Annotated in this window: 11 protein-coding genes and 1 tRNA gene; 6 read left to right on the top strand and 6 right to left on the bottom strand. The window is 71.8% G+C overall.

The genetic code is table 11. The features are described 5' to 3' along the window. Positions 1-149: 149 nt before the first annotated feature. From ACFWNV_RS37185 to ACFWNV_RS37175, 3 genes are all read right to left on the bottom strand, one after another. Positions 150-938, bottom strand: coding sequence for an NDP-sugar synthase (locus ACFWNV_RS37185; protein ID WP_383955940.1), 789 nt, complete (start codon positions 936-938; stop codon positions 150-152). 42 nt (positions 939-980) lie between these two features. Beyond that, on the bottom strand, positions 981-1,394 hold the full coding sequence (locus ACFWNV_RS37180; RefSeq protein WP_266878811.1) for a hypothetical protein: 414 nt from the start codon (positions 1,392-1,394) through the stop codon (positions 981-983). 235 nt (positions 1,395-1,629) lie between these two features. After that, entirely contained in the window at positions 1,630-2,718 is a 1,089-nt protein-coding gene (locus tag ACFWNV_RS37175; protein WP_383955936.1) for an ABC transporter ATP-binding protein, read from the bottom strand. Positions 2,719-2,906: 188 nt separating this feature from the next. Here ACFWNV_RS37175 and ACFWNV_RS37170 point away from each other — a divergent pair, with 188 nt between their 5' ends. Beyond that, entirely contained in the window at positions 2,907-3,587 is a 681-nt protein-coding gene (locus ACFWNV_RS37170; protein WP_383955934.1) for a hypothetical protein, read from the top strand. Positions 3,588-3,758: 171 nt separating this feature from the next. On the opposite strand, the gene ACFWNV_RS37165 is transcribed toward ACFWNV_RS37170, so the two are convergent. Then, positions 3,759-5,132 carry an RNA-guided endonuclease InsQ/TnpB family protein gene (locus tag ACFWNV_RS37165; protein WP_383955931.1) on the bottom strand — a complete coding sequence of 458 codons (1,374 nt, stop codon included), beginning with the start codon at positions 5,130-5,132 and terminating at the stop codon, positions 3,759-3,761. Positions 5,133-5,291: 159 nt separating this feature from the next. On the opposite strand from ACFWNV_RS37165, the gene ACFWNV_RS37160 reads away from it, so the two are divergent. Next, positions 5,292-5,366, top strand: a tRNA-Thr gene (locus ACFWNV_RS37160). 88 nt (positions 5,367-5,454) lie between these two features. Here the strand turns inward: ACFWNV_RS37160 and ACFWNV_RS37155 are convergent. Further along, a complete protein-coding gene (locus tag ACFWNV_RS37155; RefSeq protein WP_383955928.1) occupies positions 5,455-6,837 on the bottom strand; it encodes an NAD(P)/FAD-dependent oxidoreductase in 1,383 nt (460 codons plus the stop codon). Between the two features lie 159 nt (positions 6,838-6,996). Between ACFWNV_RS37155 and ACFWNV_RS37150 the strand changes: the two genes are divergently transcribed. The 3 genes from ACFWNV_RS37150 (at position 6,997) to ACFWNV_RS37140 (ending at position 9,249) form a co-directional block, all read left to right on the top strand. Further along, entirely contained in the window at positions 6,997-7,722 is a 726-nt protein-coding gene (locus tag ACFWNV_RS37150) for a DsbA family protein (protein ID WP_383955925.1), read from the top strand. 159 nt (positions 7,723-7,881) lie between these two features. Further along, positions 7,882-8,766: an aminoglycoside phosphotransferase family protein gene (locus ACFWNV_RS37145; RefSeq protein WP_383955922.1), complete on the top strand. Its 885-nt coding sequence runs from the start codon at positions 7,882-7,884 to the stop codon at positions 8,764-8,766. Positions 8,767-8,775: 9 nt separating this feature from the next. Next, positions 8,776-9,249 (top strand): GNAT family N-acetyltransferase, encoded by a 474-nt coding sequence (locus tag ACFWNV_RS37140; RefSeq protein ID WP_383955919.1) that lies wholly within the window; start codon positions 8,776-8,778, stop codon positions 9,247-9,249. Between the two features lie 5 nt (positions 9,250-9,254). On the opposite strand, the gene ACFWNV_RS37135 is transcribed toward ACFWNV_RS37140, so the two are convergent. Further along, positions 9,255-10,247, bottom strand: a complete 993-nt coding sequence (locus ACFWNV_RS37135) for a zinc-binding dehydrogenase (RefSeq protein WP_383955943.1) — start codon at positions 10,245-10,247, stop codon at positions 9,255-9,257. Positions 10,248-10,368: 121 nt separating this feature from the next. On the opposite strand from ACFWNV_RS37135, the gene ACFWNV_RS37130 reads away from it, so the two are divergent. Beyond that, positions 10,369-11,049 (top strand): pentapeptide repeat-containing protein, encoded by a 681-nt coding sequence (locus tag ACFWNV_RS37130; protein ID WP_383955916.1) that lies wholly within the window; start codon positions 10,369-10,371, stop codon positions 11,047-11,049. Positions 11,050-11,241 lie beyond the last annotated feature (192 nt).

Genomic DNA, 11,241 nt, shown 5'->3' with positions numbered 1-11,241 from the left:
GCACCACCGGCCCCCACCCCGCCCCCCCGCCGGGGCGCCGGCCTGGCCGGATCACCGTCTTCGCACGCCCCAAAAAAACCCCCCCCCAAACCCCACGGCCCCGCCCCGCCACAGGGCCCGGGGCCCTTCGGCTGTGCCCCGGGACGGGCCTACGGGGCCTTCTGCGCGGCCAACTCGCGCGCCGCCTCGGTCAGGTCCTTCGCCGTGTCGATCGCCCGCCAGTAGGCCCCCTGGGGAAGCGGGAAGCCCGCGAGGCGCCGCTCACGGGCCAGGCGCGGGAAGGTCGTGCGCTCGTGGTCACCCAAATCCGGCAGCAGGGCGGCGAATTCGGGTCCGAAGACGTACACGCCGGCATTGACCGGGTACGGGGACTGCGGCGCCTCGATGAAGTCCAGTACGTGCCCGTACTCGTTGATCTCCACCACCCCCCACGGAATGCGCGGCCGGGCGAGCGCGAGCGTGGCGGTGGCGCCGCGCTCGGCGTGGAAGGCGGCCATCTCGCGCAGCGAGAACCGGGTCCACACGTCCCCGTTGGTCGCGTACCAGGACTCCCCGGGATGCGGCAGGTGCCGGGCGGCGTACTTCAGCCCGCCGCCCCGGCCCAGCGGTTCGTTCTCCACGACGGTGGTCACCCGTAGCGGCAACGGGGCCTCGGCCAGCCACTTCTGGAGCACCTCGGCGAGGTGTCCGCAGGAGACCACGGCGTCCGTCACCCCCTCGGAGGCCAGCCACGCGAGCTGGTGCCCGATGATCGGCATCCCCGTGCCGGGGATCTCCACCATCGGCTTGGGACGGTCGTCCGTATAAGGCCGCAGCCGCGAACCCTGGCCCCCCGCCAGGACAACCGCCTGGGTCGGGGAGGCCGGGAACGCGGCCGCGTGGGGTCGGTCGGAACGCTCGGAGCTCTCGGAGCCTTCGGAACGCTCGGATTCGGTCATGTTCGTTGTGTCCGGGGGCGGAAGGGCGTGCGGCGGCGGCCGTCAGCCCATGGAGGCGACGCCGGACGCGTACGCGGTGTCGCACACCGGCCGCGCGAACGACTGGGCCTTCGTGGGCCCGTAGGCGTCCACCGCGGCCCGCCCGAGGGCGCGCGCGATCCCCACGCAGTGCTCGGCGAGGGACGGCCGCCGGTCGACCTCCTGCTGGAGGTGGGTGAGCACGTCACCCGGCTGCTCGCCCTGCTGGATCTCGCTCAACAGCTTTTCGCGCAGCACGTCCTGGGCGGCGCGCGGCTTCGCGGGGACGGAGACGTCCTCGGCGGACGCGGTCAGGATCTGGGAGGGGGTGTTGTCCGCCCAGGGGACCATGGTGACCGCGAGGGTCCCGGACAGGACCAGGACGACGGGCAGGACCAGGGCAAGGGATCGGCCGATACGGCGGGCAGTGTGGGTCACGAGGGCGAGAGTAGCGCTCGGTGAAGATATGGCGACATTTAGTCACCCGGTCGGGGGATGGTTCGACGTGGCTTTTCGAATTAAGGGTTGACGCTTGGGGCCGAATGGCCCGATCTGCCGGATCTCGTACGGGACTTCGCACGCGACCTCGCACCGGAACTCGCGCCGGAACTCGCGCCGAAGGGGCGCCCCTTGACGGGACGCCCCTTCGGCGGCTGTGCGCGTACGGGCCGGGTCAGCCGGAGAGGCGGGCACCCGAGGACGTGGAGAAGACGTGGATCTCGTTGCCGCGCGGCACCACGTGCAGCGTGGAGCCCTTCTCGGGCACCTGGCGGCCGTTCACGCGCACCACGATGTCCTGCGAGCCCTCGGCGTGCGAGGTCGAACCGTAGACGTACCCGTCGGCGCCCAGCTCCTCGACGACGTTCACGGTGATCTCCAGGCCGCCCGTCTCGCCGATGTCGAAGTGCTCCGGGCGCACGCCCACGGTGACGGTGCGGTCGCCCGCGTCGGCGGCCGCGGTCAGCGCCTCGCGCGACACCGGGACGACGCTGTCGCCGAACTTCACGCCGCCGTCGGTGATCGGGACCTCGACGAGGTTCATCGCCGGCGAACCGATGAAGCCGGCGACGAAGAGGTTCGCCGGGCGGTCGTACATGTTGCGCGGGGTGTCGACCTGCTGCAGCAGACCGTCCTTCAGCACGGCCACGCGGTCACCCATCGTCATGGCCTCGACCTGGTCGTGGGTGACGTAGACGGTGGTGATGCCCAGGTCGCGCTGGAGGGCGGCGATCTGCGTACGGGTGGACACACGGAGCTTGGCGTCGAGGTTCGACAGCGGCTCGTCCATGAGGAACACCTGCGGCTTGCGCACGATCGCGCGGCCCATCGCGACACGCTGGCGCTGACCGCCGGAGAGCGCCTTCGGCTTGCGGTCGAGGTACTGGGTCAGGTCCAGCATCTTCGCCGCGTCCTCCACCTTCCGGCGGATGGTGGCCTTGTCCTCACCGGCGATCTTGAGCGCGAAGCCCATGTTGTCGGCGACGGACATGTGCGGGTACAGCGCGTAGTTCTGGAACACCATCGCGATGTCCCGGTCCTTGGGCGGCAGGTGCGTGACGTCGCGGTCACCGATGCGGATCGAACCGCCGTTGACGTCCTCCAGGCCGGCCAGCATGCGCAGCGAGGTGGACTTGCCGCAGCCCGAGGGGCCGACGAGGACGAGGAACTCGCCGTCCGCGATCTCCAGCTCCAGCTGGTCGACGGCGGGCTTGTCGCCGCCGGGGTACAGACGGGTCGCCTTGTCGAAAGTGACAGAAGCCATGGTGATGAATCCCTTCTACCGGCAGGAACGTGCCGGACGATCCGAGTGGAAGGTCTAGTCCAGTGGACTGGACTCGGCCCGACGCTACCCGCCCGCGCCGCTCCTGTCAGCACCTGGACGCGGGTGAGTTCCAGGACGTTTCCACACGTCGGGGCCGACTGTCAGAGGCGGCTGCTTTGATCACGCCCATGACCATCTACGACGTGACCCGCGCGCTGCCCGACATCGAGACGCTGCGCGACCGCTGCCGGGCGATGGCGGCGCTGGAACTGGTGATCAGCGGCGAAGAGGACGACGCCTACTTCTCCTACGACCCGCAGTGGGGCCCGGGCGAGGAAGCGGCACTGATGGACAACGGCTCCGGCGACGACTACGCGATCGTCTTCTCGGCCGCCGGGGTGTTCGGGCACGGCTTCGACCACGAGTCGGTCATGAGCCCCTGGGCGGACACCGACACCGCCGTAGACAATGAAGACGGCTGGCCGGGCCTGACCGACGGCATAGCCGAGGCCTTCCGGCCCTACCTCACCGAGCCGGCGTTCTGCGTGGACGGCGTGCTCAACGCGACCGCCGTCTTCTGGCGCGAGACCGCCGACACGCAGTGGCACGCGGGCCGGGTCGAGTTCCCGGAGGGCAAGGCCGACCCGGACGGCGCGGACTACCTCTTCGAACTCCTCGCAGCGGGCACCCCGGAGGCCTACCGCGACTTCGCCGAGGACTACTACGAGACGGACCTCCCCCTGGACGCGGTCCGCCACGTGTGGGAGCTGCGCCCCCTGACGCAGGCCGTCGTGGACGCCCTCAACCCGGGGCTGCCGCTGGCGGCGGTGGCGCCGCGGGTGGCCCGGGCGGGGTATCCGGGGGTGTGAGGGTGGGCAGAGCACCAGATTTTTGACCTTAGTGCCGCCCTCGCGAGCGGCGCTTCCTGCTTCACCGTCCGCTGCCGTCTGGTGCAGCCCTGAAGGATGCACCAGACGGTCTTACGCAGACTCCACAGGCTTGAAGACCGACGGCCCGTCAGCCTGTTGCTCAGCTACGGCCTACGCGGCCGTGACGCACGCGGGTAGCTCCGAGGCACGGATGACCGAGGGAGGGGTTCTGCCGGGCGGCAGTGCCATGGCCACCGACCAGTACAACCGCAGCCCCTCGTCGCGGAGGTTCACAGCGGCATTCCCGTCACGGTCATGGGTAGCGCCGCAGGCCGCGCACGTCCATGTCCGGACGGACAGGTCGAGCTGCTCGCCCTTGGTGTGGCAGGAGGAGCAACGCCGGGTCGAGGGGAAGAACCGGTCGACGACGACCAGGGTGCGTCCGTACCAGGCCGCCTTGTAGCGGAGCATCTCCAAGAGCGTGCCCCACGAGGCGTCGCCGATGGCGTTCCTCAGCTTCGGCGTGCGCAGCAGGTTCGCAACGGCCAGGTCTTCCACCACGAGCACTTGGTTCTCGCGCACGAGGCGGGTGGTGAGCTGGTCGAGGGCATCTCTGCGTACATCGCTGATCAGCGCGTACAGCCTGGCGATCTTCACGCGTGCCTTGCCGCGGTTGCTCGACCCCTTCCGCTTCCGGTGCATCTCCTTCTGGAGCCGGGCCAGCTTCTTCGCGTACTTCTTCAGCAGCTGTGGGTGGTCCACGGTGCTGCCGTCGTCCAAGGTGACCAGGGCTGTCAGTCCGAGGTCGATTCCGACGGCCTTCGGGGCATCCGTGCCCGGAGCCAATGCGGTCGGGAGCCGAGGGATCCGTTCCTCCACGAGGGCGTAGAGGAAGAAGCGGCCGGCGTGGTCTCGGATCACCGTCAGCTTCACCGGTGTGACACCGGCGGGCAGGGGGCGGGACCACCGCACGTCCAGTGGTTCCGTCTGCTTCGCCAAGGAAATGAGCCCGGTGCCCGGTCGTTCGGGGTCCTCGCGCCAGCGGAAGCCGGTGCGGACGTACGTCGCCGAGTCCCGTGAGCGGTGCTTTCGCTTCGGCCTCGGGTACTTCGCCGTGCCCTTGAAGAAGCGGGTGAACGCGGAGTCGAGGTGGCGCAGCGCTTGTTGCAGCACGGTCGAGGACACCTCCTGGAGCCACGGGGTCTCCGGAGCCCGGCGCCAGCCGGTCAGGGCGCGGGAGGTCTCGGCGAAGCCGAGGGAGAGGCGGTGCTCCTCCCAGGCCTTCACGCGCAGTGCGAGGCCCTCGTTGTAGACCCATCGGCAGGCTCCGAAGGTGCGCAGTAGCTGCTCGGCTTGCCTGTCGGTGGGGTAGAAGCGATAGCGGTACGCGCGCTGTTGCGTGCCCGGTTCCTTCGCGCGGCTGGTGACCGGCTTGGCGGCGCGCTGCTGGTGTTTGCGCTGGTCCGGAATGCCCAGGACCTCGCGCTTGAGGCGCTTGGCCTCGGCGCCTATGACGCGCTTCCTCTGCTCCGCGGCTTCGGCCACGAACCCTCCCACCCCTACGGTCCGATAGTCGGACGGGTACTTCAGTACCAAGAACGAACGGGTGGGCGAGGGGTTACGGACGCCGCAAAGTTCTTCGCGGCGGGGTCTGGCGGCTGTGTAGAGTGAAGGCGATTCTGTGCGCTGCGCAGTGTCACATGTGCCCCCTTAGCTCAGCCCGGCCAGAGCGCCGCACTTGTAATGCGTAGGTCGTCGGTTCGAATCCGACAGGGGGCCCTATCCCAGGTCAGAGGTTGTGCGACCAAAGGGATTCGAACGAAAACGGAAGGCCCCGGGTGATCGCCCGGGGCCTTTCTGTGTGCCCTCAGCCGCGGCCCGAGATGCGGTCCGCCAGGCGGGCCAGCGGGGTTGTCGTCGGGGTGTGGGTGGCGGCTTCGCGGCGGTCGGCTTCGCGGTAGGCGGCGTAGAGAGCCTGGACGCCCAGCCAGCGGAAGGGTTCCGGTTCCCAGCGGCGGACGCGGTGGTTGACCCAGGGGAGGGTGGTGAGGTCCGTGCGGTCGCCCAGGACGAGGTCGCGGAGGGTGCGGGCCGCGAGGTTGGCCGTGGCCACGCCGGAGCCCACGTAGCCGCCGGCCCAGCCGAGGCCCGAGGTGGCGTCGAGGGTGACCGTGGCGCACCAGTCGCGGGGGACGCCGAGGACGCCTGACCAGGCGTGGGTGATCTCGACTCCGGTGAGGGCCGGGAAGAAGGATTCGAGGAGGTTCGTGAGGGCCGTGATCGTGGCGGGCTGGGTGCGGCCGTCGTTGTCGGTGCGGGAGCCGTAGCGGTAGGGGACGCCCCGGCCGCCGATGGCGATGCGGTCGTCGGCCGTGCGCTGGGCGTACATGTAGGCGTGGGCCATGTCGCCGAGGGTGGCGGCGTCGGACCAGTTGAGCTGGGCCCAGGTCTCCGGGGGGAGCGGGGCCGTGGCGATCATCGAGGAGTTCATCGGGAGCCAGGAGCGCTTCTGGCCCTTGAGGGCGGCGGTGAACCCCTCCGTGCAGCGCAGGACGTACGGGGCGCGGACCGTGCCGTACGGGGTGAGGGCGCGGCGCGGGGCGATCTCCGTGACGGGGGTGGACTCGTGGATGACGACGCCGAGGCGTTCGCAGGCGGCGGCGAGGCCCTTGACCAGCTTCAGGGGGTGGATGCGGGCTCCGTGCGGGGTCCAGGAGGAGCCGACGGCGTCCGCGACGTTGATGCGGGCGCGGGTGTCGGTGGCGTCGTAGAGCTCGCGGTCCGTTTCGCCGAAGGCGAGTTCGGCGGTGTGGAAGGCCTTGAGGCGGGAGAGCTGGGCGGGGGTACGGGCCACTTCGAGGACTCCGCCGCGGTGGATGTCGGCGTCGATGCCTTCCTTGGCGGCGGTGTCGATGACCTCGGTGACGGTCTCGTTCATGGCCTGCTGGAGGCGCTGGGCGGCCGGGTGGCCGTGGAGGGCGGCGTAGCGGTCGCGGCCGGCGATGCCGTTGTAGAGCCAGCCGCCGTTGCGGCCGGAGGCCCCGTAGCCGCAGAACTTCTGCTCCAGGACGGTGACGCGCAGGTCGGGGGCGGCGGTCTTGAGGTAGTACGCGGTCCACAGGCCGGTGTAGCCGCCGCCGACGATGACGACGTCGGCCGTGGTGTTGCCGGTGAGCGGGGCGCGGGGTGGGTGGGCGGGGGCGGTCTCGTCCGTCGCGTACCAGAAGGAAATTCCGCCGTTGATCGTCATGGGGGAGTTGGTACACGGGGTTTTGGGTGGGTGTCCAGGGACGTGACGTCGGGTTTTGGGGGTCGAGGGGTGGCCGAATGGCTGATGTGGGCGGTGCGGGACCTCCTTAGGGTGGGGCGGGGATTTTGTCAGGTTTTTGTGTGAGAGGTACTGGTTCGTATGACGCGGGTTGCGAAGGCAGGGCAGCTGGTTGCGGCGGTCGCGGCCGTGGCCCTGCTGGGCGGGGCGGTCGTCGGGTGCGGTTCCGGGGCGGGTGAGGGGGAGGCCGCGGCCGTCTCCGGGGTCGCGGTGCGGACGAGCCCGATCGCCGGTCAGCTCGCGGGGCTGCCGGCGACGGTGGACGGGTCGAAGATCGTCGTGGGGAAGCCGGACGCTCCGCGTACGGCGCAGGTGCTGGTGGACCCCAAGTGCGGTTACTGCGCGCGCTTCGAGGAGGCCGGCGGGGAGTCGCTGCTGAAGCTGGCGGTGGCCGGGCAGGTGAAGATCGAGTACCTGCTGGCGTCCTTCCTGGACCGGGACGGGGCGAGCGGTTCGGTCAAGGCGGTCAACGCGCTGCGCGCGTCGGCGGATTCGGGGAAGTTCGCGGAGTACCACGCGGCGGTCTTCGCCAGCCAGCCGAAGGGGAAGTTCACCGACGAGGTGCTCCTGAAGATCGCGGACAAGGTGCCGGGGCTGCGCGGGGCGCAGTTCGATGCGGCGGTGAAGGAGCAGAAGTACAAGGGGTGGGTCGCCGAGGCCGAGAAGGGCTTCGAGGCGACGGGCGCGCAGGCGACGCCGATGGTGCTGGTGGACGGGGCGCCGATCGGGTCGAAGGACGGGTCGCTGTTCGATGCGGGGGCGTTCGCAAGGGCGTTGAAGGGTGTGGGGGTGGGCGTCTCCGTCTAGGCCGGCGGGCAGTGGGGTCTGGGTCTGGGTCTGGGTCTGGGGTCCTAGGGTCGGGTCATGGACGGTGTGGCGGCAGGCGGTTCTGGCGGTTCGGGCGGTTCGGCTGGTCCGGGTGGTCGTGGGTTCCTCGGGGTTCCCGGGGGGTTCGCGCGGGCGCAGGTGCGGGACAACGGTGCGGTCGGGCGGGAGTTCGTCGACGCGCTGCCCGCGCAGGTGGCGTGCTTCCTGGAGCGGTGGGAGCTACGGGTGACCGGGCCCGGGATGTACGGGGTGACGGCCCTGGTGCTGCCGGTGGTGCGGGCCGACGGGACGGCGGCGGCGCTGAAGCTGCCGGCGCTGGACGAGGAGAACGCGGACGAGGCGGTCGCGTTGCGCGCGTGGGCCGGGGAGGGCTGCGTACGGCTGCTGGCGGACGATGCGCGGACGGGCACGCTGCTGCTGGAGCGCCTCGACGAGGGCCGGCCGCTGTCGGAGCGGGCCGTACGGGACTCCGCGCGGGCGGTGGAGGTCGTCGGCGGGCTGCTGGCCCGGCTGACGGCGGTTCCGGCGCCGGCCGGGCTGCGGCGGCTGGGGGACGTGGCGGCGGCGATGCTGGAGGCGGTGCCGGGTGCGCTGGCGCGGCTGGGGGACGGCCGGGAGCGGGGGCTCGTCGCGGACTGTGCGGCGGCGCTCGCGGAGGTGGTGGGGGAGCCGGGGGACCGGCTGCTGCACTGGGACCTGCACTACGACAACGTCCTGGCGGGCGGGCGCGAGCCGTGGCTGGCCATCGATCCGAAGCCGCTCGCCGGTGATCCGGGGTTCGAGCTGTTGCCGGCGCTGGTCAACAACTTCCTTGCGCGGGAGGTGCGGTGGCGGTTCGAGGCGCTGGCGGAGGCGGTGGGGTCGGACCGGGAGCGGGCGCGGGCGTGGACGCTGGGGCGGGTGCTGCAGAACTGCCTGTGGGACGTGGAGGACGGGGACCGGCCGGCGGGGGTGCAGTTGAGGATCGCGGAGGAGCTGCTGGGGCGGGGTGGGCGGGGGAGGGGCCGGGGCGGTGGCTCGTAGGGTGCAGGCATGATCCGTAGCGCCGTCGTCAGCGACGTACCCGTCATCCACGCCATGATCCGCGAGCTCGCGGAGTACGAGAAGGTGCCGCACGAGGCGCGCGCCACCGAGGAGCAGTTGCGGGAGGCGCTCTTCGGGGAGCGCCCGGCGGCGTTCGCGCACCTCGCGGTGACGGACGGGGGCGAGGCGGTCGGGTTCTCGTTGTGGTTCCTCAGCTTCTCGACGTGGCGCGGGGTGCACGGGATCTACCTGGAGGACCTGTACGTCCGTCCGGGCGTGCGCGGCGGTGGCCACGGGAAGGCGCTGCTGCGGGAGTTGGCGCGGATCTGCGGGGAGCGCGGGTACGAGCGGCTGGAGTGGTCGGTCCTGAAGTGGAACGAGCCGACGATCGCCTTCTACGAGGCCCTGGGTGCGCGTCCGCAGGACGAGTGGTCGGTGTACCGGCTGACCGATGGGGCGCTGGCGGAGCTCGGGGGAGCGTAGGTCCCTCAGGGTTCCAGGACGACCTTGCCGGTGGTGGCGCGGGTTTCCAGGTCGTGGTGGGCCGCGGCGGCTTCGGCGAGGGGGTAGCGCTGGAGGGCGGGGCGCAGGCGGCCGGTGGCGGCTTCGGCGAGGGCGCGGGTTTCGAGGAGGCGCAGGGGGTCTTCGCCGCCGGTGCGCCGGAGCATGGCGGGTCCGAGGACGTGCTGCGTGGTGATGGAGCGGGCGTCCAGGTCGGCCTGTTCGGCGGCGGTGAGGGTGAGCGGGCCGCCGGACCAGCCGAAGACGAGGTGCAGGGCGCCGTCGCGGAGCAGGCCGAGGGCGGTGCGGGCGATGTCGCCGCCGACGGAGTCGAAGAGGACGGTGGCGCCGTCGGGGTGGTGGGCGCGGAGGGTGTCGGCCCAGTCCGGGGTGGTGTAGTCGAGGGCGAGGTCGGCGCCGTTGGCGGCGGCCCGGGTGGTTTTGGCGGGGCCGCCGGCCAGGGCGACGACGGTGGCTCCGGCGTGCTTGGCGTACTGGACCAGCAGGGTGCCGATGCCGCCCGCGGCGGCGGGGACCAGGGCGACGGAGCCGGGGCCGAGGTCGGCGAACTGGAGGATGCCGAGGGTGGTGCGGCCGGTGCCGATCATGGCGACGGCGGTGGCGGGGTCGAGGCCGGGCGGGACGGCGTGCAGGCGGCCGGCGTCGGCGACGGCGTACTCGGCGTAGCCGCCGGGGGCGAATCCGAGGTGGGTGACGACGGTCTGTCCGAGCCATCCGGTGTCCGTGCCGGTGCCGACCGCGTCGACGGTGCCGGCGACCTCGCGGCCCGGGACGGTCGGCAGTTCGGGCAGGGGCGCGGGCGGGCCCTGGACGCCGCGTCGCAGGGCGGTGTCGAGGAGGTGGACTCCGGCGGCGGCCACGGCGATGCGGACCTGGCCGGGGGCGGGGAGGGGGCGGGGGACGGACTCGTAGGTGAGGTTCTCGGCGGGGCCGAAGGTGTGGAGGCGGATGGCGTGCATCTCGCCGGGGGCGGTGGGGGTGGGGCCCGGGGCGGGGGCGGTGGTGGTCATGGGGACAGGGTGTGACCTCAAGTGGGGTTGAGGTCAAGGGGTTGTCGGTGGGGTCGGCCAGGATGGGGGGATGGTGCGAAACGGGCGGCAGGAGACGGTGAAGGCGGCGCGGCGGCCGGAGGTGCGGTTGCCGGAGCTGAGCGGGTGGGAGGACGTGGGGTCCGGGTTGGAGCCGGACGGGGACTACGACGGGCTGGAGCTCGTCGAGGTGGACCTGGGCGGCGGGGACGGGCGGGGGGCGCGGTTCATGGATTGCGCGCTACGGCGCTGCGTGCTGGACGAGACCGGGCTGGCCAAGGCGCGGATCCTGGACTCGGTGCTCGACGGCGTCCGGGGTGTGGGGACGGACCTGTCGGGGGCTTCGCTGCGCGACGTGGAACTGCTGGACGCCCGGCTGGGCGGGGTGCAGTTGCACGGGGCGGTGCTGGAGCGGGTGCTCGTGCGCGGGGGCAAGATCGATTATCTGAACCTGCGCACGGCGCGGCTCAAGGACGTGGTCTTCGAGGGGTGCGTGCTGGTGGAGCCGGACTTCGGGGGTGCGGTGCTGGAGCGGGTGGAGTTCCGGGACTGCGAGCTGCGGGGGGTGGACTTCACGGGGGCGCGGATGGCGGACGTGGACCTGAGGGGGGTGCGGGCGATGGAGATCGCGCGGGGGGTGGAGGCGTTGGCCGGGGCGGTGATCAGTGCGGGGCAGTTGTTCGAGTTGGCTCCGGCGATGGCTGCGCAGCTTGGGTTGAGGGTGTTGGCGTAGGCCGCCCGCCGGGCCTCCGGGTCGCGGGGTCGCCTGGCCTCCGGGGTGGCCCCGGTGCGTGGGGCGTTGCCCGGGCCGGGGCTGGGGTGGGCCCTGCGGGGCTGTCCCCTACCCGCCCTTCCACCGTTCCCCGGGCGCTGCCCGGACCCCGGTCCTCAAACGCCGGACGGGCTGAAAGCGGGGTGCCGGGCT

It is taken from the genome of Streptomyces sp. NPDC058401 (assembly GCF_042722885.1).
Taxonomy (GTDB): domain Bacteria; phylum Actinomycetota; class Actinomycetes; order Streptomycetales; family Streptomycetaceae; genus Streptomyces.
The sequence above is the reverse complement of the archived record's forward strand: the minus strand, read 5'-3'. Positions and strand labels throughout refer to the sequence as shown.